The organism is Indiicoccus explosivorum (genome assembly GCF_002167005.1).
Classification (GTDB): Bacteria; Bacillota; Bacilli; order Bacillales_A; family Planococcaceae; genus Indiicoccus; species Indiicoccus explosivorum.
This window is the reverse complement of sequence record NZ_NHTN01000040.1, coordinates 1-25029: the sequence shown is the minus strand read 5'-3', so window position 1 is coordinate 25029 and position 25029 is coordinate 1. Positions and strand designations below refer to the sequence as shown.

Sequence of the window (25029 nt, the reverse complement as noted above, 5' to 3'; positions counted from 1 at the left end):
TCAGCCTAAAGCGATTTCTTCAGCTTATGTAAGAGCTGAACTGGCAAGGAATAAACTGTAACGAAAATTACTCATTTAAAGTTCAAACTTCAGTAGCTCAAGGCGCCCGCGCTTTTCTTGCTGTCTTTGCAAGGGTAAAATTTTCCGTGTACAATAGCTAGTGACTGGAAGGCAGGAGTGTGACAAATGGAAAAACGAGATTACTATGAAGTGCTGGGTGTGTCGAAGGATGCATCTAAAGAAGAAATAAAAAGGGCTTACCGGAAACTGTCCAAGCAGTATCATCCGGATATCAATAAAGAAGCGGATGCCGCAGACCGTTTCAAGGAAGTTAAAGATGCTTACGAAACATTGAGCGATGACCAGAAACGCGCGCACTATGACCAATTCGGCCATGCCGATCCGAACCAGGGATTCGGCGGGTTCGGCGGTGCCGAAGGATTCGGTTTCGAAGACATTTTCAGCACCTTTTTCGGCGGCGGAGCGAGAAGGCGCGACCCGAATGCGCCGCGTAAAGGACAGGACCTCCAGTATGCCATGAACATCGATTTCATGGATGCGGTGTTCGGCAAAGAAGAAGAGATCGAAATTCCTAAAGAGGAAGAATGCAGCACTTGTGACGGATCCGGTGCCAAGCCGGGCACAAAGCCCGAGCGGTGCCCGTACTGTGAAGGGACCGGTCAGCTCAATGTCACACAGGACACGGCATTCGGGCGGATCGTCAATCGGCGTGTCTGCCACCACTGTGAAGGGACCGGCCAGATCATCAAAGAGAAATGTCCGACATGCCACGGCGATGGCCGGGTAGTGAAAAACAAAAAAATCAAAGTCGTCATTCCTGCAGGTGTGGAGGACGGCCAGCAGCTCCGGGTCACCGGCCAGGGCGGACCGGGCATCAACGGAGGACCTCCAGGCGACTTGTATGTCGTGTTCCGTGTAAGAGCGCATGAACGGTTCAAACGGGACGGCGATGATATTTTCCTCGAACTGCCGATTACTTTCCCACAGGCGGCACTGGGAGATGAAATCGAAGTGCCGACGGTCAGCGGCAAAGTGAAACTGAAGATTCCGGCCGGCACCCAAAGCGGCGCCCGATTCCGTCTGAAAGGAAAAGGTGTAAAGAACGTGCATGGCTACGGCATCGGTGACCAGCATGTCATCGTAAAAGTGAAGACCCCGTCGAAACTGAACGAAAAGCAGAAACAGCTCCTCCGCGAATTCGCAGAAATCAGCGGCGATATACCGGAAGAGCAGGGAAGCTCGCTGTTCGCGAAAATCAAACGGACAATCAAAGGTGACTAAAGGAGCTGTTTGCGGTTGAAATGGTCGGAACTGTCGATCCATACGACACACGAAGCGCTCGACGCCGTCACGAATATTCTGCATGAAGCAGGTGCGAGCGGTGTCGTGATTGAAGATTCGGAAGAACTGACAAAAGAGCATCCCGACCGGTTCGGTGAAATCTATGATCTGGATCCCGCCGAATTTCCGGCAGAAGGTGTCGTCGTCAAAGCCTACTTGCCTGAATCGAGTTTCATCGGAGAAACGGTCGAAGAGATCCGGCAGGCGATCGGCCAGCTCGAATCTTTCGGCATCCAGGCAGGAGCGAATGAAATCGGAATCAGCGAAGTGAATGAAGAGCAATGGGCGACCGCCTGGAAAAAGTATTACCACCCTGTAAAAATCTCGCGCCGGTTCACCATTGTGCCGACATGGGAAGATTACACACCGGTTTCCAGCGATGAACTCATTATCGAGCTCGATCCTGGAATGGCATTCGGCACAGGGACCCATCCGACGACGGTCATGTGCCTTCAGGCGCTCGAAAAGACGGTCCGGCAGGATGATCGGGTCATCGATGTCGGAACCGGCTCAGGCGTACTTGCGGTAGGTGCCGCACTGCTCGGAGCAGCGGATGTCCACGCGCTGGACCTCGATGAAGTGGCGGTGAGCGCCGCCCGTGAGAACGTCGCGCTGAATAAAAAACAGGACCGGGTTCGTGTGGTGCAAGGCAATTTGCTGGATACAATCGATCAGCAGGGTGATGTCGTCATCGCCAATATCCTGGCCGAGGTCATTATCGGGTTCACCGATGATGCCTTTGGCGCTGTAAAGGCGGGAGGCAGATACATCACTTCCGGAATCATCGGCGCGAAGAAAGACGATGTGAAAGAAGCGCTGACCGCATCAGGCTTCATTATCGAAGAAGTGATGATGATGGAGGACTGGGTCACGATCATTTCACGGAAACCCGAGTGACAGGAGGCCGGAGATGCAGCGTTATTTTATTGACCAGAAGATTCCTGATAATGGTGAGCTGATCATTTCAGGCGATGATGCGCGGCATATCGCAAAAGTGATGCGGGGCGAGCCTGGCGACCGGATCGTTGTGGTTGCAGACGGGACGGCTTATGAAGCCGAGCTCGGGACGGTCTCCCAGGAGGTGGGAGTGAGGATTCTCAAGAAACTGGACGGGAATCCTGAACTCCCGTTGCATGTTGCCATCGCCTGCGGTCTTCCGAAAGGCGATAAATTGGATTTAATTGCACAAAAGGGGACTGAACTCGGCATGCACCGGCTCATCCCGTTCGAAGCCGAGCGGTCCGTCGTCAAATGGGATGCGGCGAAAGCGGGGAAAAAGGCGGAACGGCTCCGGAAAATCGTGAAAGAAGCGGCGGAACAGTCGCACCGGACCGTCATACCCCACGTACATACCCCAGAATCGTTTCCGGAACTGCTGAAAAGCGCTTCCCGATACGGCGCGGTGATCGCCGCTTATGAAGATGAGGCGAGGAAAACGGACAGGACCCGGTTTGCCGACACACTCAAATCGGTGTATGATAAAGGTTCCATCCTGCTCGTTTTCGGGCCGGAAGGCGGATTTTCCCAGGCGGAAATCACTGGACTCGAAAGAGCGGGAGCGCTGTTCACATCGCTCGGCCCGCGCATTCTGCGTGCGGAGACCGCTCCATTATACGCGCTTGCCGCGATTTCCTATGAATACGAATGAAAGAGGTGGCCCGTATGCCGACAGTAGCGTTCCATACACTAGGCTGTAAGGTCAATCATTACGAAACAGAAGCTATCTGGCAGCTGTTCAAAGAAGAGGGTTACGAACGGTCGGATTTCGATCACCGTTCGGATGTTTATGTCATCAATACATGCACAGTGACAAATACAGGCGACAAGAAGAGCCGGCAGGTCATCCGGCGGGCCATCCGCAAAAATCCGGACGCGGTCATCTGCGTGACCGGCTGTTACGCCCAGACATCGCCTGCAGAGATCATGGCGATCCCTGGGGTCGACATCGTCGTCGGCACACAGGACCGTCGGAAAATGCTCGGCTACATCGAGCAGTATAAAGCGGAACGCCAGCCGATCAATGGCGTCGGCAACATCATGAAAAACCGGGTTTATGAAGAACTTGATGTGCCGGCATTCACGGACCGCACGCGCGCTTCCCTGAAAATCCAGGAAGGGTGCAACAACTTCTGCACGTTCTGCATCATACCATGGGCACGCGGACTGATGCGGTCGCGCGATCCGAAAGAAGTGGTGCGTCAGGCACAGCAGCTCGTCGATGCGGGTTACCTTGAAATCGTCCTGACGGGGATCCATACCGGCGGTTATGGCGAAGACCTCAAGGATTACAACCTGGCCCAGCTGCTCCGCGATATTGAATCGCAAGTGAAAGGGCTGAAGCGCCTGCGGATTTCGTCAATCGAAGCGAGCCAGCTGACGGATGAAGTCATTGACGTCCTGCGCGATTCGAATATCGTGGTCCGTCACCTGCACATTCCGATCCAGTCGGGTTCCGACACGGTGCTGAAGCGGATGCGCCGGAAGTATACGATGGATTTCTTTGCGGACCGCCTGAACCGGCTGCGGGAAGCGCTGCCTGACTTGGCCATCACATCCGACGTCATCGTGGGCTTCCCGGGAGAAACGGAAGAGGAATTCATGGACACTTATAATTTCATCCGGGATCACCGGTTCTCTGAACTTCATGTCTTCCCCTTCTCCAAAAGGACCGGAACACCGGCAGCCCGTATGGAGGACCAAGTGGATGAAGAAGTGAAAAACGAGCGCGTCCACCGCCTCATCGAGTTGAATGATCAGCTGGCGAAGGAATACGCATCCCGGTTCGAGGATGAAGTGCTGGAGATCATCCCGGAAGAGACTTTCAAAGGGGATTCCGAAAGCGGCCGGCTTGAGGGATACACGGATAACTACTTGAAAGTCGTCGTTCCTGGCGACGAATCGCTGATCGGCAGGCTCGTCCGTGTAAAAATCACGAAAGCAGGCTACCCGTACAGCGAAGGGCAATTCGTACGGGTTCTCGAAGAAACAGCCGTATAACTAATCGAATAGCGGAGGAATCAGTGAATATGACGAACATAGCAGCAGCGATCGACCATACGCTTCTGAAGCCGGAAGCCACAAAAGAACAGATTGAAAAGCTTTGCGCGGAAGCGAAGGAATACGTCTTTGCTTCTGTCTGTGTCAACCCGGCGTGGGTGGAGACCGCTTATGCGCTCCTGAAAGATTCGCCGGTGAAAGTCTGCACGGTCATCGGATTTCCGCTCGGCGCCTCGACCTCTGAAACGAAAGCATTCGAGACGAAGGATGCCATCGGAAACGGGGCGACCGAAATCGATATGGTACTCAATATCGGGGCTTTGAAAAGCGGCGACACGGATACAGTGAAAAAAGATATCGAAGCGGTCGTCCAGGCGGCTGCAGGCAGCGCAATCGTCAAAGTGATTTTAGAGACGTCCCTCCTCAATGATGAAGAAAAGCGGACTGCCTCCCTTCTGGCAAAAGAAGCGGGAGCGGATTTCGTGAAGACGTCCACTGGATTCTCGACAGGCGGCGCGACTGAAGAAGATATCCGCCTAATGCGGGAAACCGTCGGTCCGGATCTGGGCGTCAAGGCGTCGGGCGGTGTGAGAAGCCTGGAAGACGTTAAAAAAATGATGGATGCGGGGGCCACCCGGATCGGGGCCAGCTCCGGTGTCGCCATCGTCAAAGGTGAATCCGGCGAAGCCGGATATTAACTCCTCTTTCTATTGACCGGTACACCAGAATAAGGTATAATTCTTGAGTACACGGAACTTCCGTGTCTGTAACGTGTGTTCGGAGGGAGGGAAAAAGAGATGTCAAAAACTGTAGTTCGTAAAAACGAATCGATTGAAGATGCTCTTCGCCGCTTCAAACGCACTGTTTCGAAATCAGGAGCAATGCAAGAGGTAAGAAAGCGCGAGTTCTACGAAAAACCAAGCGTAAAGCGCAAAAAGAAATCAGAGGCTGCGCGCAAGCGCAAGTTCTGACTTGCTGTTGCCCTGTCATAATCGAATTCCAGGAATTTAATAAATGACAGCGAAACCGGGATGCGAAGAAATTCGTGCCCGGTTTTTTACTAAAGAAAATGCAACCGCTTTCATTGAAGGGATACAGGAAGGGCAGCCTGTTTTTTTGACGGGACTGAAACTTTTCCTTCCTTTGACCGTATAGAAGTTAAACCGCTCGGGGAAGGAGTGGCGTTATGCCGGAATTTTATCTGTTCCTCAATGCCGGCGTTCCTTTTACGGAACGGCTCTCGGCATTCCTTACACATCCGGTGATCGTTCCGGTCCTGCTGAGTGCTGTGGCACTTGGAATCATCGTCGAACTGTATACGCCGGGATTCGGTGTCGCCGGGATTTTAGGCGCCGCTTCCCTGATCCTGTTTTATTTCGGTCATTTTGCGGAAGGGACGGCGGGATTCATCTCCGCCTTCTTCCTGATTGCGGGACTCGTGCTGGTCGGCCTGGAGCTGTTCCTGCCGGGCGGAATCGCGGCATCGCTCGGCGGCGGCGCCATATTGATCAGCGTCCTGATGGCAGGAGACAGCCTTCAGCAGATGGCCCTCTCGGTTTTCATTGCTTTAGTGATTGCACTGATAGGAGCGATGGTACTGGTGAAACTTTTTGGCAGGCAAATGAAATTGTTCGGCAGGATCATACTGAGCGATTCCACCAGCACGGAAAGCGGTTATGTCTCGAACGTCCGCCGGTCGGACCTGATCGGCCAGTCGGCGGTCACCGCAACGGCTTTACGGCCCTCCGGGACCGTTCTTTTGGCGGATGAACGGCTCGATGCCGTTTCGGAAAGCGGGTTCATCGCCAAAGGACAAAAAGTGAAAATCGTCAAAACAGAAGGTTCCTGGATTGTCGTGCGGGAACTTGAACAAGAGGAGGAACAGTAAATGGAGCTCGTTTTCGGGAGCACAGTCATTCTGATTATCGCCATCATTGCGATATTCATCCTGCTGGCCGTGTTTTTCACGCTTGTGCCGATCGCCTTATGGATTTCAGCGTTGGCGGCAGGGGTCAAGATCAGCATTTTCACACTCATCGGGATGCGGCTGCGCCGGGTCATTCCGTCGCGCGTCGTCAATCCGCTCATCAAAGCATCGAAAGCGGGACTCACGCTGACCATCAACCAGCTGGAAAGCCATTACCTGGCCGGCGGTAACGTGGACCGGGTCGTGAATGCCCTCATCGCGGCACACCGTGCGAACATCGACCTGTCGTTCGAACGGGCGGCGGCGATCGACCTCGCCGGCCGGGACGTGCTGGAAGCCGTCCAGATGTCCGTCAACCCGAAAGTGATCGAAACACCGTTCATCGCCGGTGTGGCGATGGATGGCATCGAAGTGAAAGCGAAGGCGCGGATCACGGTCCGGGCGAACATCGACCGGCTCGTCGGCGGAGCGGGGGAAGATACAGTAGTCGCCCGTGTCGGCGAAGGGATCGTTTCGACAATCGGGTCCAGTCCGAATCATAAAAAAGTGCTTGAAAATCCGGATATGATTTCCCAGACGGTCCTGTCGAAAGGGCTTGATTCGGGTACGGCGTTCGAAATCTTGTCGATCGATATCGCGGATGTGGACATCGGGAAGAACATTGGCGCTGAACTGCAGACCGAACAGGCGATGGCTGATAAAAACATCGCCCAGGCGAAAGCGGAAGAGCGCCGCGCCATGGCTGTCGCAGGCGAGCAGGAAATGAAAGCGAAGACGCAGGAGATGCGGGCGAACGTGGTCCAGGCGGAAGCGGAAGTGCCGCTGGCGATGGCGGAAGCGCTCCGGAACGGCAACATCGGAATCATGGATTATGTGAATTACCGGAATGTGCAGGCGGATACAAGCATGCGCGATTCCATCAGTAAGATGGGCGCCCCGAAAGAAGAACAGCCAGTCAAGAAGAGCTGATGCCGCAAATTGACAGGAGGGTACAGCGATGGAAGGACTGATTATCGCCGCGCTCATTGCGATTTTCGGCGCAATCGCGAATAAAGCGAAGCGGCCGGACGATTCCGGCGGCGACCTGACGGAGACGAAAAAACGGATCGGTGATTACGCAAAAGGTTTTTTCGAAGAAGCCACGAAAGATTTCAATCGGGATGACCTCCCGCCTGGCGCAAAGAAGTTTCTTGATAACAGCCGGGAAACGATTTCGGAACAGCAGCCGATGAAGACAGAGCGGCGCAGGCCGCCACGGCAAGTCCAGCAGCGGAAGACGAGCGGGGACTTGTCCGATGACCGGCGTGATTTGACGAAGCAGGAATTGTTCCCGCTTGAAGCGGACGATGTGCGCAAAGGGATCATCCTTGCGGAAATCCTGGCAAAACCGAAAGCGAGAAGATGATGAGGACCGGCTGCCTGCAGCCGGTTTTCTTCTTTTAACATCTCGTTGATATCAGCCAAAGGGACAGCGAAAAACGTGAAAACCAATCCAGCTGACAGGCAGTTTCGTTTTACAGCATTTCACGTTAAATGTTAAAGTTAAGAATAATGACTACAGTTCGAGGAGAGTATGAATTGACAGAAAATCAAACTTTGGAATTACATGTAAATGATCCGAATGAGGCGGTGCTGCTGCTTGGAATATCCGACAGCCATATGACGCTCATCGAAGAAGCATTTAATATACAAATCGTTACGCGCGGGGACGTCGTGCGGTTTATTGGGGAAGAAGAAGACAAGAAAAAAGGAAAGTATCTTATTGAACAATTGCTGAAAGTCATCCGTAAAGGAATCAACATCGACCAGCGCGATATCATCTCCGCGATCGAGATGGCGAAAGCCGGGACCATCGAATATTTCGCCGAGCTGTACGATGAAGAAATCGCCCGCAATACGAATGGCAAAGCGATCCGGGCGAAAACGATCGGCCAGCGCCATTACATCCGCAGCATCCGCGGAAATGATCTCGTATTCGGAATCGGGCCAGCGGGAACAGGCAAAACGTATCTGGCGGTGGTCATGGCGGTGCAGGCGCTCAAGAACGGTCAGGTGAAACGCATCATCCTGACGCGTCCGGCGGTTGAAGCAGGGGAGAGCCTCGGGTTTCTGCCGGGCGATCTGAAAGAAAAGGTCGATCCTTATCTCCGCCCGCTTTATGATGCGCTGCATGACGTCCTCGGGACGGAACAGACGAACCGCTATATCGAACGCGGCATCATCGAAATCGCGCCGCTCGCCTACATGCGGGGACGCACGCTCGATGAAGCGTTCATCATCCTGGATGAGTCCCAGAACACGACAAAAGCGCAGATGAAAATGTTTTTGACCCGCATGGGTTTCGGTTCGAAAATGGTGATCACCGGCGATAAGACGCAGATCGATCTGCCGAAGGGAGGGGAATCCGGTCTCCTGGCCACCGAAAACATTCTGAAAGGTGTCCGGGGTATCCACTTCCAATATCTGGAGCAAGGTGATGTAGTCCGCCATCCGCTTGTCGCAAAAATCATTGAGGCGTATGATAGCCAGTCCTAAAACAGGACTGGTTTTCTTACTGCCTTCAGGCTGACAGATGAACGCGGGAAGATTTCCGCTTATCGCCTTTTTCGCTGCGCCCTCCGACACATAAAATCCCCAATCATTTGAAATTTTCGAAATCCATCATGTTTTTTTCGCTAGTAACTTGCTATCATGGAGTGAAGAAGATGTGAGGTGAGGAAAATGGGACAGATGATGGGGAGACTGCTTGGGAAAATGGGTTACCGTCCGCTTGCCGTGCTGATGGGTCTGCTGATCGGCAGTATGCTCTATGCCTTTTTCCTGCAGCATCTCACTGAAGAAGCTTATGATGTCGAGCAGTTCCAGCTGGCGGATGAAACCATCCGTTCTGCGAAGACGGTTGAAGATCCGGTCCGGACGGAAATCGAGCGTGAACAGGCAGCTGCTGCAGTTCCGCCGAGTTATACATTCAAAGAAGAGCTGGCAGGCAATCAGTCTGCCGTCATCGAGTCCTTGTTCACCTACATCCTTGAAGCGAAAGAGCCGGATCCGGAAAATCTCGAGATGAAAGGCGTGTCCGGCACGCAAGTTTCAAGTCTGCAGGAGCAGCTGCGCAAATTGGAAACAGAGAATGAAGAACTGAAGCTGACAGATAACATGCTGACCGCGCTGCTGGGTCAGCCGGAATCCGCGCTGATCGATGTCCGTGAAGCACTCCAGCGTACGGTCATCCGGACACTTGAACAGCCGGTCCGGGACAGCGGCTTGGGAAATGCAAGGGATGCCGCTGAACGGTCGATCCGTGAAAACGGCGGCATCCCTTCCGCTATTATTCCGGCTGCGGTCGAAATCGTCCGGGCAAGTATCATCCCGAATGAAACCGTGAACGAAGAACTGACCGAAGCGCAGCGGGAACAGGCGAGGCTGTCTGTCGAACCGACCCGGATCCTGCAAGGGCAGGTGCTGGTGCAGGAAGGACAGGTCATCGACCGTGAAGTATACCGGCTGCTTGAACTGGCCGGTCTGACAGAAGAACGGGATACGCTGCTCCCGAAAGCGGGGCTTCTGCTGTTTGTGCTGCTGCTGACCTGGCTGGTCCTTTTGTCGGTGAACCGGACAAAAAAGAGTGACCGCCAAAAAGTTGATTCCTTGTTCGTCATCGCCACCGTGCTCCTGCTGTCCCTCGCCATCATGCAGGTGATCAGTCTCGTGGAAGGGGAATTCGATGTCAACATCGCTTTCCTTTTCCCGGCGGCACTCAGCGGCATGCTGACGGTCCTGCTGACAGAAGAACGGACGGCCGTCCTCATCACGGCCATCACCGCCTCGGGTGCGGGACTGATGCTTGCCAGCGGTTTTTCGGGACTTCTGCAGACTCATATTATGCTGTATGTCCTTTTCAGCGGCATGGCGGCGATCTATCTCCTGCGGCCTGAGGATCGGGGCGGCCGGCTGCTGCAGAAGAGTATGGCTGTCTCGGCGGCCAATGTCCTGTTCGTGGGATTTTATCTGCTTGTGAATCAAAGCCAGCATGCGGCTCCTGAAGTCCTGTTTTATATCGGAGCGGCAGTGGCGTCCGGCCTTTTGTCCGGCGCCCTCGCTGTCGGCCTTCTGCCGTTCTACGAATCCGCATTCGGCATTTTATCGACACTCCGGCTCGTCGAACTTTCCAATCCGAATCATCCTCTTCTCCGGAAAATCCTGACGGAGACGCCGGGCACTTATCATCACAGTGTCATGGTGGCCAATCTGGCGGATTCCGCCTGTGAGGAGATAGGCGCGAATGGCCTTCTGGCGAGAGTCGGGAGCTATTACCATGATATCGGGAAGACGAAACACCCCGCTTTTTTTATTGAGAATCAGCTGAACATCCAAAACCCGCATGATTTCCTGAAGCCCGAGAAAAGCCGGGATATCATCCTGGCGCATTCGCCGGATGGGGCGGCGACGCTCAAGGAGCACCGGATGCCGCAGGAGATCGTCGATATCGCCGCTCAGCATCACGGCACCAGTCTGCTGAAATTCTTCTATTATAAAGCGATGGAACAAAATCCGGACGTACAGGAAGCAGAATACCGCTATATCGGTCCGAAGCCGCAGACGCGCGAGACGGCGGTCATCTCACTGGCGGACAGTGTGGAAGCGGCAGTGCGCTCCATGAAGGAGCCTTCCCCGGATAAGATCCGGTCGCTCGTGGATGCGATTGTGGAAGATAAAGTGAAGGACGGTCAGCTTGATGACTGCGATTTGACGCTGCATGAACTGAAAACGATCAAACGGGTTTTTTGTGAAACGCTCAATGGGATTTTCCATTCGCGGATCGAATACCCGAAGAACTAGGGAAAGGGGGATTAAGATGCTTACAGTGGATTTGCTTGATGAGACTGGCCAAGTTTCAGATCATGAACTCGGCTTTGTGCAAAAAGTGCTGGCCCGGGCGGCTGAAGCGGAAGAGACGGGGGAAGCTGAAGTTTCCGTCACATTCGTCGCGAATGAGGCGATCCGCCAAATCAATCGGGAATACCGGGGAAAGGATACACCGACGGATGTCATTTCCTTCGCGCTCGAAGAAGCTGATGAACAGGAGGTCGCCATTACCGGCGGAAGTGAAGTCCGCGTGCTCGGCGATATCATCATTTCTGTTGAACGGGCAAAAGAACAGGCGGCACAGTACGGGCATTCCTACGAAAGGGAACTTGGATTCCTTGCCGTGCATGGGTTTCTCCACCTGCTCGGCTACGATCATTTGACGGAAGAAGAAGAACAGGCGATGTTCGGGCGGCAAGAGGAGATTTTGTCGTCTCTCGGCCTTTCGCGTGACGGCCATGGATCCGAATAGATTTTTCCGCTCTTTCCGTTTCGCTGCGCAAGGAATCCGTGCGGCGCTCCGACGTGAGCAGAACATCCGCTTTCATTTTCTGGCAGCCCTGTTCACTGTAACGGCCGGTGTCCTGACCGGCCTTTCGTACGTGGAATGGCTGATCATCCTGCTCTGCATCGGCGGTATGATCGCGCTTGAGCTCGTGAATACTGCGCTCGAGCGGGCTGTCGACCTCGCCTCGCCGGAAATCCATCCGATCGCCGGTGAAGCGAAGGACATGGCGGCAGGCGCGGTTTTGGTATTTGCCGTGGCAAGTGCTATAATTGGTTTACTGATTTTCCTGCCGAAATGGCTCCCACTATAGTAGAGGTGACAATTGATGAATAAAGAACAGCTCATTCAAGAATCAAAACAGGCGCGCCAGCAGGCGTATGTCCCGTATTCGAAATTCCCGGTCGGCGCGGCACTCCTGTCGGAAGACGGAACCGTATATCGGGGCTGCAACATCGAAAACGCTTCCTATCCGATGACGAACTGCGCGGAGCGGACCGCGATCTTCAAAGCGATTTCCGAAGGGGTCCGTGACTTTACTGCTCTTGCGGTGGTCGCGGATACGGAAGGGCCGGTCTCACCTTGCGGCGCATGCCGTCAGGTCATGGCGGAATTCTTCCCAGCAGATATGCCGGTTTATTTGACGAATTTGACAGGCGATGTACAGGAGACGACCGTCCGCGGCCTCCTTCCCGGAGCTTTCACAATGGAGGATCTGAACCATGCAGGGAAGCAGTGACGGCTATAAATCAGGTTTTATTTCAATAGTCGGCCGTCCGAACGCGGGCAAGTCGACGTTCCTGAACCGCATTGTAGGCCAGAAAATCGCCATCATGAGCGATAAGCCGCAGACGACGCGCAACAAGGTCCAGGGAGTCGTGACGCTCGAGGACAGCCAGATGGTTTTCATCGATACGCCGGGCATCAATCAGCCGAAAAACAAACTAGGGGATTTCATGCTGAAAGTGGCGAAGAATACATTCCGTGAAGTGGATGTCCTCTTGTTCATGATCGACGCCACAGAACGGATCGGCAAACAGGAGCGGTTCATCATCGATATGCTGAAAGGCGCGGAAGCTCCGGTTTTCCTCGTCATGAATAAAATCGATCAAGTTCATCCGGATCAGCTGCCGAAAGTGCTCAGCATGTACAAGGAAGAGCTCGATTTTGCGGAAGCGGTGCCGATTTCGGCGCTCGAAGGGAATAACGTGGAACAGCTTCTGGCGAAGATCCAGCAATACCTTCCGGAAGGGCCGCAGTATTACCCGGCGGACCAAGTGACGGACCATCCTGAGCGGTTCATCATTTCGGAACTCGTGCGCGAAAAGGTGCTCCACTTGACCCGGGAGGAAATCCCGCATTCCGTCGCAGTGGTGATCGACAAGATTGCCCGTGAAGAAGGCAGTGAGACGGTCCGGATCCAGGCGACGATCATGGTCGAGCGCGATTCCCAGAAAGGGATCGTCATCGGCAAGCGGGGGGCTTTGCTCAAAGAGATCGGAACTCGGGCGAGACGGGACATCGAGATGCTCCTTGGCTCGAAAGTGTTCCTCGAATTGTGGGTGAAGGTGCAGAAGGACTGGCGGAATAAGGCTGTCCACCTGCGGGATTTCGGATTCAGAGAAGACGAATATTGAGGTGATGCCATGCTCAGCCAGCTGGAAGGCATTGTAATCCGTGCGCGTCCGTACGGTGAAACGAATAAAATCGTGACGCTTTTCACACGGGACGCCGGGAAGATCACAGCGATGGCAAGAGGTGCGAAAAAGCCGGCCAGCCGCCTGGCGGCTGTGACGCAGCCGTTCACGCACGGTTCTTTCACGGTATTCAAAGGAAAAGGGATGGGCACGCTCCAGCATGGCGACCGCCTCGAATCGTACCGCCATTTGCGGGGAGATATCGTGGCGACCGCTTATGCCAGCTATATCACCGAACTGATCGATAAATTGACCGAACAGGATGAGCCGCAGCCGGGCATCTATGAAATCCTGTTCCAGGCGCTGCACGCCATCGAAGAGGAGTACGATCCGGAAGCGATCGCACTGTTCGTCGAATGGAAGATGCTCCCGGTGGCGGGCCTGACACCGACTCTCCACCAGTGCGCGAACTGCGGCGCCACCGAAGGGGAGTTCGCGTTTTCGTTCCAGGAGCTCGGGTTCCTGTGCCATCGGTGCTTCCACGTGGATCCGTACATCATCCGCCTCAGTCCGGCGCTGGTGAAAGTGATCCGGACGCTGTATTCCGTCCCGATCGAACGCGTCGGTTCTCTGAAGCTCAAAAAAGAATCGAAACAGCTGCTGAAGACGATCATCCGCACTGTTTATGAAGAACAGGCCGGTATCCGGCTGAAATCGCGCCAGTTCCTCGAACAGCTCGAGCGGACGCCGGCGTTTCTGCCGGCAAAAGAAGCGGCAGCGGAAGATTCACCGGTCCAGGAAACACCCGCACACAAAAACCCGCCGGAAGACGACTAGTCTTCCCGGCGGGTTTCTTGTTGAAGAAATCGCTTCAGGAGGTCGCGGAGGCTTGGCAGTCAGTCCGCGGAAAGGGCATGGGTTTCCCCATTTCCTGGCGAATTTCTTCGTGCTTAATATTCCAAGTGCTTGCTGATGTAATCCGCGACTTCAGCGATCGGCATACGGATCTGCTCCATCGAGTCGCGGTGGCGGACGGTCACTTGGCCGTCGTCGACTGAATCGAAATCGTACGTCACGCAGAACGGCGTGCCGATTTCATCTTGGCGGCGGTACCGTTTGCCGATCGACTGGGATTCGTCGTACTCGGCGGTGAAATGTTTGGCAAGGCCGGAGAATACTTCCTGCGCTTGTTCCGACAGTTTCTTGGACAGCGGCAGCACCGCTGCTTTGATCGGTGCGATGGCAGGGTGGAAGCGGAGAACGGTCCGCGAATCGCCGCCTTCGAGTTCTTCTTCATCGTACGCGTCGATGAGGAAAGACAGCGTCACCCGGTCGGCTCCGAGAGACGGTTCGATGCAGTATGGCACATAGCTCTCGTTCGTTTCAGGATCCGTGTATGAGAAGTCGTCTCCAGAATGCTCCATGTGGCGCTTCAAATCGAAATCCGTCCGGTCGGCGATGCCCCACAATTCTCCCCAGCCGAACGGGAATTTGTACTCGATGTCCGTTGTCGCGTTCGAGTAGTGCGACAGCTCATCCTCATCATGGTCGCGGAGCCGGATGCTGTCTTCCTTTATGCCGAGGGAAAGCAGCCAGTTCCGGCAATACTCACGCCAATAACTGAACCATTCAAGGTCATCGCCCGGCTTGCAGAAGAATTCAAGCTCCATTTGTTCGAACTCCCGCGTCCGGAATGTGAAGTTTCCGGGCGTGATTTCGTTGCGGAAGCTTTTGCCGATTTGGGCGATGCCGAACGGCAATTTTTTGCGCATGGACCGCTGGACATTTTTGTAGTTCACGAAAATGCCCTGCGCTGTCTCCGGACGGAGGAAAATTTCATTCGATGATTCTTCCGTGACGCCCTGGAACGTCTTGAACATCAGGTTGAACTGCCGGATTTCCGTGAAATCGTGCTTGCCGCAGACCGGGCAATCGATATTCTCCGCGTCGATGAGTTCCTTCATTTTGTCGAACGGCAGGCCGTCCGCGATGATTTCGCCGCCTTTTTCGCTGTACGCCTCTTCGATCAGTTTGTCGGCCCGGAGCCGGGTTTTACAGTTTTTGCAGTCGATCATCGGGTCATTGAAATTGCCGACGTGGCCGGAAGCGACCCAGACTTGCGGATTCATGAGGATCGCCGCGTCGACTCCGACATTGTAAGGCGATTCCTGCACGAACTTTTTCCACCAGGCTTTTTTGATGTTATTTTTCAGCTCTACGCCGAGCGGGCCATAATCCCACGTGTTGGCCAAGCCGCCATAGATTTCGGACCCCGGGAAGACAAATCCCCGGTGTTTGGCCAGTGCTGTGATCGTATCCATTGACTTTGTCATAATAAAACCCTCCATAAAAATAAAATCGCACCCGCCCACGGACAAAATGTCCGAGGACGGATGCGTTGCACCCGCGGTTCCACCCCGATTGGCTGACGGATCAGCCCGCTTTGATTGAAAGATGAGCTCCAGACTGCCGTTTCAGGCCGGTGCGGGCTTTCACTGTCCCCGCTCGCTTTTTGGCGGCCGTACTTATTGGTCCTTCATCGCTTCTATGAACATATGCTATTATTGTAGCATGGTGTAATTTTTATCGCAATTAGCTGTTTGCTGGTATATAATCAGTTAGATTGAGGGCTTTTCAACAAACGGTACAGGCAGGCATCCGCTCGATTTAAGATCCACAGGAAGCGGATCATGCAGCTGGCGCGACAGGACGTCACGGTGGCAGCTGCCAGGACAGACTGCCGAGCCTCCGCCTGGAGAGAATTCTCCAGGACAAAAACTGAGGTTGATGAAGAGCCGGATGAAGCAAAACTCTTTTTTGGGGCGGTGAGTCCGATCGAACTCAATAAACGACAGGAAGAAATATTGCAGATCGTCAAAAATAACGGCCCGATCACCGGCGAACAGATCGCCGACCGCCTCAGCCTCACCAGGGCGACACTCAGACCGGATCTCGCGATTCTGACCATGGCCGGATTCCTGGATGCGCGCCCGCGGGTCGGCTATTTTTATGCAGGCAAAAAATCCGCCCAGGCATTGGCGGATACGATGAACAATATGAAAGTGAAGGACTTCCAGTCCATGCCGGTCGTCATCAGGGAGAGCGTTTCCGTCTATGACGCCATCTGCCAATTGTTCCTGGAAGATGTCGGCACCCTTTTCGTCGTCGACACCGATTCATACCTCGCCGGCGTCGTATCGAGGAAAGACCTCCTCCGGGCGAGCATCGGGCGGCAGGAACTGAACCAGATCCCCGTCCATATCGTCATGACCCGCATGCCGAACATCACGTATTGCACAAAAAACGAGTCGCTGATCAAAGTGGCCGGACGGCTGATCGAGCAGCAGATCGACTCCGTGCCGGTGATCCAGGAAGACCCCGGCGGTCTGAAAGTGACAGGCAGGATTACAAAAACGACCATTACCCGGGCCTTTTTATCATTATCAGAAAGCCATGAACTGTGAGGTGCTTGCATGACAATGGAACCGTTACGCGTTTTCATCATTTCCGATTCCGTCGGTGAAACAGGCGAGTTGGTGGCGAAAGCCGCCGTCAGTCAGTACATCAGGGCCGATCAGCATGCGGACCTGAAGCGTTTCCCTTACATTGACACAGTCTCCCAGCTCGATAAGATCATTTCACTCGCCGCCGAGCAGCGGGCGTTCATCGTGTATACGCTCGTATCGAAGCAGCTGAGACTTTATTTGTCGGAAGAAACCGAGATGCTGAGCGTTCCGGCCATCGACCTGATGGGCCCGCTGATGGACCGGCTGGAGCATGAGCTCGGAAGCCCGCCGCTGCAGGAAGCGGGGCTGGTCCGGAAACTGGACGATGATTACTTCAAAAAGGTCGAAGCGATCGAATTCGCGGTGAAATACGACGACGGCCGGGACCCGCGGGGAATCATGATGGCGGACATCGTGCTTGTCGGCGTCTCGCGGACATCTAAAACCCCGCTGTCCCAATACTTGGCGCACAAGCGGCTGAAAGTGGCGAACGTGCCGATCGTCCCGGAAGTGGTGCCGCCGGATGAGCTGTTCCAAGTGGATCCGGAAAAGTGTTTCGGGCTGATCATCTCCCCGGAAAAACTGAACCATATCCGGAAAGAACGGCTCATCGCGCTCGGACTGAGCGACGACGCCAATTACGCACAGCTCGGGCGGATCCAGGAGGAAATCGATTATTTCGAGCAAGTCGCGAACCGGATCGGCTGCGAAGTGATCGACGTAACCAACCGGGCTGTGGAAGAGACCGCGAACCTTATACTTGCAAAACGGAAATAACGGCTGCACAACCTTGCTTCCGGGCAGGGCTTGTGTTTTTTTATGGCTTTCACCCGAAAGATGTTTTATAATGGTACATTGCGGCAAACGAATAGAATAGACTGTTTTTGCGGGATATCTTCAGCGACAGTCAAATTTACAAATTGTTATAGAAGGGTTTTATTCGGTTATCTCGAATTAAATAAAATACAGTATGAAAAAAAGATGGTGATGAAATGTCGAGCCGTATTCCTGAAGAGACAGTCGAGCTCGTCCGTACGAGTACGGACATCGTGGATGTGGTCGGGGAGTATGTACAGCTGACAAAACGGGGGCGCAACTGGTTCGGCCTCTGTCCGTTCCACGGAGAAAGCACACCTTCATTTTCCGTCACATCCGACAAGCAGATTTTTCACTGCTTCGGCTGCGGCGCAGGAGGGAATGTCTTTACGTTCCTCATGGACCTGGAGAACTTGTCGTTCCAGGAAGCGGTCGCGAAAGTCGGCGAAAAAGCCGGAATCGAGATCGAGACCGGCCATTCCGAAAACGGCCACCACGCCCGGAAGGAACAGCCAAACCAGCGGCTGGTGGATATGCACGAATTCGCCGCTGAGCTCTATCACCATATCCTGCTGAACACAGAACAGGGCGAAGAAGCCCTCGACTATCTTCAGAAGCGTGGCTTTACGCGGGAAATGATCACAGAATACCGGATCGGCTGGGCGGTTCCGGAATGGCAGCACTTATCGAAACTGCTCCAGCGGAAAGGCTACACGCTTGAAGAGCTTTCCGACAGCGGCCTTGCCATCCGGAAAGAAGGCAGCGACTCGGTATTCGACAGGTTCAGGGGCCGGATCATGTTTCCGCTCCAGAACGAAACCGGCAAAGTCATCGGATTTTCCGGACGGGTGCTCGTTTCCTCGAAGGAAGAGGCCAAGTACCTGAACAGTCCGGAATCACCGATATTCAAGAAAAGCGAAGTCCTCTATAACATCCATCGGGCAAAAGGCGCCATCCGGAAAAATCGGCGCATCGTCCTCTTGGAAGGATTCATGGACGTCATCGCCGCCGGGAAAGCCGGAGTGCCGAACGCGGTCGCCACGATGGGGACTTCGCTGACAGCCTCCCATGTAAGGGAAATGAAGCGGTTCGCCAAAAGTGTGACCGTCTGTTTCGACGGCGACAGTGCAGGTTGGGAAGCCGCGAAAAAAGCGGCCGTCCTATTGAATGATGAAAATTTCGAAGTTGAAGTGGCAGTCCTTCCGGGGGATACCGACCCGGATGACTTTATAAATGAACAAGGCGAAGAAGCTTTCCGGACGCAAATCATCGGCAAACCCCATGCGTTTCTGGCATTCATTATGATGCACGCGCGACGCAATAAAAATTTCCAGTATGAAAATGACCTGCTGCAGTATATCCATGAAGTTCTCCAGCTTTTATCCGGACGATCCTCACCGATCGAGCGGGACTTGTATATCCGGCAGCTTTCACAGGAGACGGGACTGTCTGAGGAAGCGATCCTTCAGCAGTACCGGAAGACGGAGACCCGGCAAGGGCCTCAAAAACAGAAGCCCCAATCGCCGCCTTCACGGCAGCAGGCTCCTGCAGGAGCGAAGAGGCAGGTGGATTCATTAAGCCGTGCGGAACGGCTGCTGCTGGCCCATCTCCTATCCGATGGAACAGCGCTGGACCGTTTCACGGAAGACGGCCGGTCCATCCCCTTCATCAGCGAGGAATACCGGACACTGTATGTCCTTCTCAGCGGATTCCAGGAGGGGAACGGCCATAGCGGGAATGGGTTCCACCCGTTCCTTGAAACGCTCGGGGATCCGGACTTGCGCAAGCTCGTCATGGATGCGGCGGTCTGTGAAATAAACCCGGAATCAGCGGAGGCGGAGCTGGCCGACTGTCTGCGCCATCTTGAAAAACACCGCATCGAACTGGAAATCAAAACGAAGATCCAGCAGTCGAAAGAAGCTGAAAAACAGCATGATATCCAGCGGGCGCTGATTCTGGCACAAGAAGTGATTGCGCTTAGGAAATCTTTATCATAAATCCGGTTTTTAAAGGAGGAAGGCGCAATGCCTGAGAAATCTGAAAATCCCACTACTGAAATCCAAGTGAACGGTGCCAAGCAGGGGGCTGACCTTGCAGAGCCCAACATGGACGAGGCGAAAAAAGAACTGATTGAACTGGGCAAGAAGAATGGGGAGCTCAGCTACGAGCAGATCGCTGAAAAACTTGCCATTTTCGATATGGAATCCGACCAGGTGGAAGAATTCATCGACCAGCTCGAAGGGCATGGAATCGACTTGGAGCGGAAAGCGGACGACGAAGAGCACCTCGACCGGCTGATGAAGCAGGACGAGGACAAATTCGATCTGAATGACCTCAGTGTGCCGCCGGGTGTTAAAATCAATGACCCTGTCCGCATGTACTTGAAGGAAATCGGACGGGTGGATCTTTTGTCGGCAAAAGAAGAGATCAAGCTCGCGCAGAATATTGAAAAAGGTGTGGAAGCCCAGAAGCGCATCGATGAAGGCGAAGCAGAGACAGATGAGCTGCTCGATATCATCTTCCAGGGCGAGAACGCGAAGAAAAAACTTGCGGAAGCGAACCTCCGTCTCGTTGTCAGTATCGCCAAGCGCTATGTCGGGCGCGGCATGCTGTTCCTTGACCTGATCCAGGAAGGAAATATGGGACTTATCAAAGCGGTCGAGAAATTCGATTATTCGAAAGGATTCAAGTTCAGTACCTACGCCACATGGTGGATCCGTCAGGCCATTACGCGGGCAATCGCCGACCAGGCCCGGACCATCCGGATCCCGGTGCACATGGTGGAAACGATCAACAAACTGATCCGTGTCCAGCGGCAGCTGCTGCAGGACCTCGGGCGTGAGCCTTCCCCTGAAGAAATCGGCGAAGAAATGGATCTTCCGGCGGAAAAAGTGCGCGAGATCCTGAAGATCGCCCAGGAACCGGTATCACTTGAAACACCGATCGGAGAAGAGGACGATTCCCATCTCGGTGACTTCATCGAAGATTCGGATGCGCAGTCGCCATCGGACCATGCGGCGTACGAGCTGCTGAAAGAACAGCTGGAAGATGTGCTCGATACGCTGACCGACCGGGAAGAGAACGTACTCCGTCTCCGCTTCGGACTGGATGACGGCCGGACCCGCACACTCGAGGAAGTGGGCAAAGTGTTCGGCGTGACGCGCGAACGCATCCGCCAGATCGAAGCGAAAGCGCTCCGGAAACTGCGCCATCCTTCCCGAAGCAAGCGTCTGAAAGATTTCCTTGACTGATAACAGCGCTCTCCCCAAAATGAAGGGAGAGCGTTTTTTTGTTCTAGCTGAACGGAAGCGGGGATCGCATGGAGAAACAGCGGAAAGAGATGATACTGAATGAAATCCAGTTCTGGAAAGAACACCAGCTGCTGCCGGCGCATTATTGCGACTTCCTCATCACCCTTTACCAGCAGGGGGAGGCAGGGACGCTTCATCCGGAAAAAGCGGAGCTGCAGAACCGAAGGAAATCGCCGGCACAGCTGATCCGCCACGCCGGTTTTATTTTGCTGGCGCTTTTGCTGCTTGCGGTCAGCGTCTTCGGGACAGCTGCTGTCACGGAGAGCGGTTTTGTGATTGTCACCGTCCTTGTCGGGAATGCGCTGCTGTGGCTCGGAGTCGGCAGGAAATTCAGATTGCCGTATTTGTCGCTTTCCGGCGCAGCGGCGCTTATCCTCATCGCCATAAATGCCATTAGCCGGCTTCTTTGAAGTTTTAGGTTGAGTTTCTGACAGAATAATCGATATAATAAAATTTGAAAGCGCATTCAAATTTAAGGGGATGGAACAAATGAATTTCGATTTGACACAGGAACAGGAAATGATCAAAAAGACGATCCGGGAATTTGCGGACGAAGTGGTCGCGCCGGGGGCGATTGAGCGGGACCGCACGAAGGAATTCCCGATAGAGATTTTCCGGCAGCTCGCCGACATGGGGATGATGGGACTGCCGTTCGAGGAAAAATACGGCGGTGCCGGCGCGGACACGACAAGTTTCGCGATAGTGACGGAGGAACTGAGCCGTGCATGCGCCTCGACCGGCATCACGTATTCCGCGCATATTTCCCTCGGCGGCGCGCCGCTGAATTTATTCGGGACAGAAGAACAGAAGGAAAAGTACCTCGTCCCCATCGCGACAGGCGAGTCGTTCGGCGCGTTCGGTCTGACGGAACCGAATGCCGGCAGTGACGCGGGCGGCACACAGACCCGTGCCGTGGAGGACGGGGACGACTGGGTGATCAATGGCTCGAAAGTATACATCACAAATGCGAGCTATGCGAAACACCTGGCTCTGACAGCGATCACGGACATGAAGGACGGCAAGAAGGAAATCTCAGCGATCATCGTGCCGACCGACGCGGAAGGGTTCACCATCATCGATAATTACGAGAAGATGGGACTCAACGCGTCGAATACAACGGAACTCGTGCTGGAAAATGTGCGAGTGCCGAAGGAGAATCTGCTCGGCAAGCGGGGGGAAGGCTTCCGGCAGTTCCTGGTCACGCTCGATGGCGGCCGGATCGGCATCGCAGCTATGGCGGTCGGTATCGCACAGGCTGCTTTCAACCGGGCGCTCCAGTATTCGAAAGAGCGTAAGCAGTTCGGCAAGTCGCTGTCGGAATTCCAGGTCACGCAGTTCAAGCTCGCCGATATGGCGATGAAGATCGAACTCGCCCGTAATATGGTCTACAAAGCGGCGTGGCTGAAAGACCAGGGCCGTCCGTTCACGAAAGAGGCGTCGATGGCGAAGCTGTACGCGTCTGAAATCGCGACCGATATCGCCAACCAGGCGATCCAGATCCACGGCGGCTACGGTTATATGAAAGAGTATGAGGTGGAACGCTATTTGCGCGATACGAAGCTGCTCGAAATCGGCGAGGGGACCTCTGAAGTCCAGCGCATGGTCATCGCCCGCCAGATCGGCGTCTGAGTTCCGCAATTTGTCACAAACGGGTAAAAGTTATTCCGTACGCCTTTTCGTTTTCTGCGGAATGCAGTACAATTGAGAATGGTTACGGTACTTTTTATGCAGAAAACAGCGAGGGAGGGATAACGTTTGAAAAATGCAGTAATTCCTTATATCCTGATTATGGCATTCGGAATCGGTCTCATTTTCTTCCTGTCTCTGGAAGGCAATACAGCTCAGGAAGAGCTGGCAGCTGAAGAAGAAGGCACGGAAGAAGGAGCGCCTGAAGGAGAAGAAGCACCTGAAGGTGAAGAACCGGCGGCTGCCGGCGACTTCGATCCGGTCGCAGTCTATGAAGCGAACTGTGCATCCTGCCACGGCGGTGACTACACAGGCGGAGCAGGCCCGAACCTGATCACGACTGAATTGGCACCGGAAGAGATCGCGCAAGTCATCGCTGAAGGACGCGGCATCATGCCTGGCGGACTCGTGCCTGAAGAGCATATCGATGCTATGGCTGAATGGGTCGCAAATCTCGAATAGGAACAGTATACGCCCCCGGTTCTGACGGAACTGGGGGTTTTTCCGTTGTATTGGGAGGGAATAAAAAATGAATGCAAAACAATTATCGAAGCGGCTCGAGACCGTGGCTTCGTTCGTTCCGCCGGGTGCAGCGGTAGCGGACATCGGAAGCGATCATGCCTATCTTCCGTGTTTCCTTGTCTCTGCAGACAAAGCGGAAAAAGCCATAGCAGGTGAAGTAGTGAAAGGGCCGTATGAATCGGCGCTGAAACAAGTGCGGGAGGAAGGACTCGAAGACCGCGTGACCGTCCGGCTGGCGGATGGGCTTTTTGCCATCGAGCCATCCGACGGGGTGGATACAGTGACGATCGCCGGCATGGGCGGAGCGCTGATCCGTACGATCCTCGAAAAAGGCGCAGCGCGTCTGAGCGGCGTGGAGACACTGATCCTCCAGCCGAATATCCATGCCGTGACGATCCGGGAGTGGGCAGAGGAAAATGGCTGGCACATTGACGAAGAAGCCATCTTGGATGAGAATGGGAAAATCTACGAGATCCTTGTATTGAAGCGGGGCGCACAGCAGCCGCTGTCACCGGCCGAGAAGCTTTTCGGGCCGGTCCTCCTGAAGAATCGCAATGAAACGTTCTTTAAAAAATGGGAAAACGAGCTGGTGCAGTGGCGCCGGATTCTCGAATCTATGGAAAAGGCAGAAGAAACGGAAGAATTGAAAGGAAGGCGCGGTGAGCTCGAAAATAAAATCAGTATGGCGGAAGGAGTGCTGAACGATGAAGACACCGAACGGCTTTGAGATCATTGAGCAATTCGAAAAGTGGGCGCCGAAATATTTAGCGCTTGAAGACGACCCGATCGGCCTGCAGATCGGCACGCTGAATAAAAAAGTGGCGCGTGTGCTCGTGACGCTTGATGTGAATGAGGCGGTCGCGGACGAAGCGATTGAAAAAGGGGCGAATTTGATTATCTGTCACCATCCGCCTTTATTCCGCCCGGCGAAAACGATCAGGACCGACCAGCCGCAAGGCGCACTGCTGGAAAAACTGATCAAACATGACATCGCTGTATACGCCGCGCATACGAATCTCGATGTAGCGGAAGGCGGTGTCAACGACCTGCTGGCGGATGCCCTTGGGCTGCAAGAAACGGAAGTGCTCGTCCCGACGTACGAAGAAGAACTCGTGAAGCTCGGCGTCTTCGTGCCGGAAAGCCACGAGGAAACGCTGAGGGAAGCGCTCGGTAAAGCGGGTGCCGGCACGATCGGCGATTACGAATTCTGCAGCTACACCTTGTCCGGCACCGGACGCTTCCGGCCTACGGAAGAAGCCGATCCGTATCTCGGAGAAGCTGGAAAGCTTGAAGTGACCCATGAGTCGAAAGTCGAAGTCGTCCTTCGGAAGCATGATACCGACCGCGTCGTCAAAGCGATGATCGCTGCTCATCCGTACGAAGAACCCGCTTATGATATCTTCACATTGGCCAACCGGGAGAAATTCATGGGCATCGGACGGATCGGTGTGCTGGATAAAGAAATGACACTCGGAGAATTTACGGATCACGTCAAGCGGCAGCTCGATGTTCCGGCTGCCCGGGTGGTCGGCGATCTTTCCGCCAAGGTGCGGAAAGTGGCTGTTTCCGGCGGTGATGGCAATAAATTCGTCAGCGCTGCTAAATTCGCCGGGGCGGATGTCTATGTGACGGGCGACCTTTATTTCCATACCGCGCAGGATGCACAGGCGCTCGGTTTGTCTGTGGTGGATCCGGGGCATCACATCGAGCAGATCATGAAGAAGGGAGTCGCCGACCGGATGAACGGCATATGGGACTGTGAATTCATCCCATCTGGAATCAGTACAGAACCATTTCAATTCAGATAACGGAAAAAGCCCGCGCCTCGAGTGCGGGCTTTTGGTGTCTTTAGAGCTGTATTTCGACTCTGCGGCGCCGCATTTCGACTCTGCGG

26 protein-coding genes are annotated in these 25029 nt (G+C 54.3%); 25 read left to right on the top strand and 1 reads right to left on the bottom strand.

Annotated elements, in window-relative coordinates:
• Window positions 1-186: 186 nt before the first annotated feature.
• The 16 genes from dnaJ (at window position 187) to recO (ending at window position 14131) form a co-directional block, all read left to right on the top strand.
• The gene (dnaJ, locus tag CCE92_RS11530) at window positions 187-1302 is read left to right on the top strand and encodes a molecular chaperone DnaJ (RefSeq protein WP_088008028.1); all 1116 of its coding nucleotides are present in this window, start codon (window positions 187-189) and stop codon (window positions 1300-1302) included.
• 15 nt (window positions 1303-1317) lie between these two features.
• Window positions 1318-2259 (top strand): 50S ribosomal protein L11 methyltransferase, encoded by a 942-nt coding sequence (gene prmA, locus CCE92_RS11525; RefSeq protein WP_088008026.1) that lies wholly within the window; start codon window positions 1318-1320, stop codon window positions 2257-2259.
• A 13-nt stretch (window positions 2260-2272) separates the two neighbouring features.
• Window positions 2273-3010: a 16S rRNA (uracil(1498)-N(3))-methyltransferase gene (locus tag CCE92_RS11520; RefSeq protein WP_088008024.1), complete on the top strand. Its 738-nt coding sequence runs from the start codon at window positions 2273-2275 to the stop codon at window positions 3008-3010.
• A gap of 14 nt (window positions 3011-3024) precedes the next feature.
• Window positions 3025-4359 carry a tRNA (N(6)-L-threonylcarbamoyladenosine(37)-C(2))-methylthiotransferase MtaB gene (gene mtaB, locus CCE92_RS11515; RefSeq protein WP_088008022.1) on the top strand — a complete coding sequence of 445 codons (1335 nt, stop codon included), beginning with the start codon at window positions 3025-3027 and terminating at the stop codon, window positions 4357-4359.
• 29 nt (window positions 4360-4388) lie between these two features.
• Window positions 4389-5057, top strand: a complete 669-nt coding sequence (deoC, locus tag CCE92_RS11510; RefSeq protein ID WP_088008020.1) for a deoxyribose-phosphate aldolase — start codon at window positions 4389-4391, stop codon at window positions 5055-5057.
• A gap of 99 nt (window positions 5058-5156) precedes the next feature.
• Entirely contained in the window at window positions 5157-5330 is a 174-nt protein-coding gene (rpsU, locus tag CCE92_RS11505; RefSeq protein WP_077588846.1) for a 30S ribosomal protein S21, read from the top strand.
• A 215-nt stretch (window positions 5331-5545) separates the two neighbouring features.
• Window positions 5546-6247, top strand: coding sequence for an NfeD family protein (locus CCE92_RS11500; RefSeq protein ID WP_088008018.1), 702 nt, complete (start codon window positions 5546-5548; stop codon window positions 6245-6247).
• Window positions 6248-7255 (top strand): flotillin-like protein FloA, encoded by a 1008-nt coding sequence (gene floA / locus CCE92_RS11495; protein WP_088008016.1) that lies wholly within the window; start codon window positions 6248-6250, stop codon window positions 7253-7255.
• A gap of 28 nt (window positions 7256-7283) precedes the next feature.
• Window positions 7284-7691 carry a hypothetical protein gene (locus CCE92_RS11490; RefSeq protein WP_088008014.1) on the top strand — a complete coding sequence of 136 codons (408 nt, stop codon included), beginning with the start codon at window positions 7284-7286 and terminating at the stop codon, window positions 7689-7691.
• 173 nt (window positions 7692-7864) lie between these two features.
• Complete coding sequence (locus CCE92_RS11485) at window positions 7865-8821, top strand: PhoH family protein (protein ID WP_088008012.1); 957 nt, start codon at window positions 7865-7867, stop codon at window positions 8819-8821.
• Window positions 8822-9007: 186 nt separating this feature from the next.
• A complete protein-coding gene (locus tag CCE92_RS11480) occupies window positions 9008-11125 on the top strand; it encodes an HD family phosphohydrolase (RefSeq protein WP_088008010.1) in 2118 nt (705 codons plus the stop codon).
• A 16-nt stretch (window positions 11126-11141) separates the two neighbouring features.
• Window positions 11142-11624, top strand: a complete 483-nt coding sequence (ybeY, locus tag CCE92_RS11475; RefSeq protein WP_088008008.1) for an rRNA maturation RNase YbeY — start codon at window positions 11142-11144, stop codon at window positions 11622-11624.
• Window positions 11611-11970 (top strand): diacylglycerol kinase family protein, encoded by a 360-nt coding sequence (locus CCE92_RS11470; RefSeq protein WP_088008006.1) that lies wholly within the window; start codon window positions 11611-11613, stop codon window positions 11968-11970. The genes ybeY and CCE92_RS11470 overlap by 14 nt, the downstream gene beginning before the upstream one ends.
• Window positions 11971-11985: 15 nt before the next feature.
• On the top strand, window positions 11986-12396 hold the full coding sequence (locus CCE92_RS11465) for a cytidine deaminase (protein ID WP_088008004.1): 411 nt from the start codon (window positions 11986-11988) through the stop codon (window positions 12394-12396).
• Window positions 12380-13294, top strand: a complete 915-nt coding sequence (era, locus tag CCE92_RS11460; RefSeq protein WP_088008002.1) for a GTPase Era — start codon at window positions 12380-12382, stop codon at window positions 13292-13294. The genes CCE92_RS11465 and era overlap by 17 nt, the downstream gene beginning before the upstream one ends.
• 9 nt (window positions 13295-13303) lie before the next feature.
• Window positions 13304-14131 carry a DNA repair protein RecO gene (recO, locus tag CCE92_RS11455; RefSeq protein ID WP_088008000.1) on the top strand — a complete coding sequence of 276 codons (828 nt, stop codon included), beginning with the start codon at window positions 13304-13306 and terminating at the stop codon, window positions 14129-14131.
• Window positions 14132-14244: 113 nt separating this feature from the next.
• Here recO and CCE92_RS11450 read toward each other — a convergent pair whose 3' ends face one another.
• Complete coding sequence (locus CCE92_RS11450; RefSeq protein ID WP_088007998.1) at window positions 14245-15627, bottom strand: glycine--tRNA ligase; 1383 nt, start codon at window positions 15625-15627, stop codon at window positions 14245-14247.
• Between the two features lie 492 nt (window positions 15628-16119).
• Here CCE92_RS11450 and ccpN point away from each other — a divergent pair, with 492 nt between their 5' ends.
• The 9 genes from ccpN (at window position 16120) to CCE92_RS11405 (ending at window position 24943) form a co-directional block, all read left to right on the top strand.
• Window positions 16120-16758 carry a transcriptional regulator CcpN gene (ccpN, locus tag CCE92_RS11445; protein ID WP_088008065.1) on the top strand — a complete coding sequence of 213 codons (639 nt, stop codon included), beginning with the start codon at window positions 16120-16122 and terminating at the stop codon, window positions 16756-16758.
• A gap of 15 nt (window positions 16759-16773) precedes the next feature.
• Complete coding sequence (locus CCE92_RS11440; protein WP_088008064.1) at window positions 16774-17577, top strand: pyruvate, water dikinase regulatory protein; 804 nt, start codon at window positions 16774-16776, stop codon at window positions 17575-17577.
• Window positions 17578-17792: 215 nt separating this feature from the next.
• Complete coding sequence (gene dnaG, locus CCE92_RS11435) at window positions 17793-19613, top strand: DNA primase (RefSeq protein ID WP_088007996.1); 1821 nt, start codon at window positions 17793-17795, stop codon at window positions 19611-19613.
• A 27-nt stretch (window positions 19614-19640) separates the two neighbouring features.
• Window positions 19641-20867, top strand: a complete 1227-nt coding sequence (gene rpoD, locus CCE92_RS11430) for an RNA polymerase sigma factor RpoD (RefSeq protein ID WP_088007994.1) — start codon at window positions 19641-19643, stop codon at window positions 20865-20867.
• Window positions 20868-20935: 68 nt separating this feature from the next.
• Window positions 20936-21337: a hypothetical protein gene (locus tag CCE92_RS11425; RefSeq protein ID WP_088007992.1), complete on the top strand. Its 402-nt coding sequence runs from the start codon at window positions 20936-20938 to the stop codon at window positions 21335-21337.
• A 79-nt stretch (window positions 21338-21416) separates the two neighbouring features.
• Complete coding sequence (locus tag CCE92_RS11420; RefSeq protein WP_088007990.1) at window positions 21417-22556, top strand: acyl-CoA dehydrogenase family protein; 1140 nt, start codon at window positions 21417-21419, stop codon at window positions 22554-22556.
• Between the two features lie 126 nt (window positions 22557-22682).
• Window positions 22683-23075, top strand: coding sequence for a c-type cytochrome (locus CCE92_RS11415; RefSeq protein WP_241536008.1), 393 nt, complete (start codon window positions 22683-22685; stop codon window positions 23073-23075).
• A 67-nt stretch (window positions 23076-23142) separates the two neighbouring features.
• Window positions 23143-23862 carry a tRNA (adenine(22)-N(1))-methyltransferase gene (locus CCE92_RS11410; protein WP_088007988.1) on the top strand — a complete coding sequence of 240 codons (720 nt, stop codon included), beginning with the start codon at window positions 23143-23145 and terminating at the stop codon, window positions 23860-23862.
• Entirely contained in the window at window positions 23840-24943 is a 1104-nt protein-coding gene (locus CCE92_RS11405; protein WP_088007986.1) for a Nif3-like dinuclear metal center hexameric protein, read from the top strand. The genes CCE92_RS11410 and CCE92_RS11405 overlap by 23 nt, the downstream gene beginning before the upstream one ends.
• Window positions 24944-25029: the final 86 nt, after the last annotated feature.

Bases quoted from the DNA above. Each gene is read 5' to 3' on its own strand.
- dnaJ (WP_088008028.1), top strand. From the start codon at position 187: ATGGAAAAACGAGATTACTATGAAGTGCTGGGTGTGTCGAAGGATGCA.
- CCE92_RS11520 (WP_088008024.1), top strand. From the start codon at position 2,273: ATGCAGCGTTATTTTATTGACCAGAAGATTCCTGATAATGGTGAGCTG.
- mtaB (WP_088008022.1), top strand. From the start codon at position 3,025: ATGCCGACAGTAGCGTTCCATACACTAGGCTGTAAGGTCAATCATTAC.
- deoC (WP_088008020.1), top strand. From the start codon at position 4,389: ATGACGAACATAGCAGCAGCGATCGACCATACGCTTCTGAAGCCGGAA.
- rpsU (WP_077588846.1), top strand. From the start codon at position 5,157: ATGTCAAAAACTGTAGTTCGTAAAAACGAATCGATTGAAGATGCTCTT.
- CCE92_RS11500 (WP_088008018.1), top strand. From the start codon at position 5,546: ATGCCGGAATTTTATCTGTTCCTCAATGCCGGCGTTCCTTTTACGGAA.
- floA (WP_088008016.1), top strand. From the start codon at position 6,248: ATGGAGCTCGTTTTCGGGAGCACAGTCATTCTGATTATCGCCATCATT.
- CCE92_RS11490 (WP_088008014.1), top strand. From the start codon at position 7,284: ATGGAAGGACTGATTATCGCCGCGCTCATTGCGATTTTCGGCGCAATC.
- CCE92_RS11480 (WP_088008010.1), top strand. From the start codon at position 9,008: ATGGGACAGATGATGGGGAGACTGCTTGGGAAAATGGGTTACCGTCCG.
- ybeY (WP_088008008.1), top strand. From the start codon at position 11,142: ATGCTTACAGTGGATTTGCTTGATGAGACTGGCCAAGTTTCAGATCAT.
- CCE92_RS11470 (WP_088008006.1), top strand. From the start codon at position 11,611: ATGGATCCGAATAGATTTTTCCGCTCTTTCCGTTTCGCTGCGCAAGGA.
- CCE92_RS11465 (WP_088008004.1), top strand. From the start codon at position 11,986: ATGAATAAAGAACAGCTCATTCAAGAATCAAAACAGGCGCGCCAGCAG.
- era (WP_088008002.1), top strand. From the start codon at position 12,380: ATGCAGGGAAGCAGTGACGGCTATAAATCAGGTTTTATTTCAATAGTC.
- recO (WP_088008000.1), top strand. From the start codon at position 13,304: ATGCTCAGCCAGCTGGAAGGCATTGTAATCCGTGCGCGTCCGTACGGT.
- CCE92_RS11450 (WP_088007998.1), bottom strand. From the start codon at position 15,627: ATGACAAAGTCAATGGATACGATCACAGCACTGGCCAAACACCGGGGA.
- CCE92_RS11440 (WP_088008064.1), top strand. From the start codon at position 16,774: ATGGAACCGTTACGCGTTTTCATCATTTCCGATTCCGTCGGTGAAACA.
- dnaG (WP_088007996.1), top strand. From the start codon at position 17,793: ATGTCGAGCCGTATTCCTGAAGAGACAGTCGAGCTCGTCCGTACGAGT.
- rpoD (WP_088007994.1), top strand. From the start codon at position 19,641: ATGCCTGAGAAATCTGAAAATCCCACTACTGAAATCCAAGTGAACGGT.
- CCE92_RS11425 (WP_088007992.1), top strand. From the start codon at position 20,936: ATGGAGAAACAGCGGAAAGAGATGATACTGAATGAAATCCAGTTCTGG.
- CCE92_RS11420 (WP_088007990.1), top strand. From the start codon at position 21,417: ATGAATTTCGATTTGACACAGGAACAGGAAATGATCAAAAAGACGATC.
- CCE92_RS11410 (WP_088007988.1), top strand. From the start codon at position 23,143: ATGAATGCAAAACAATTATCGAAGCGGCTCGAGACCGTGGCTTCGTTC.
- CCE92_RS11405 (WP_088007986.1), top strand. From the start codon at position 23,840: ATGAAGACACCGAACGGCTTTGAGATCATTGAGCAATTCGAAAAGTGG.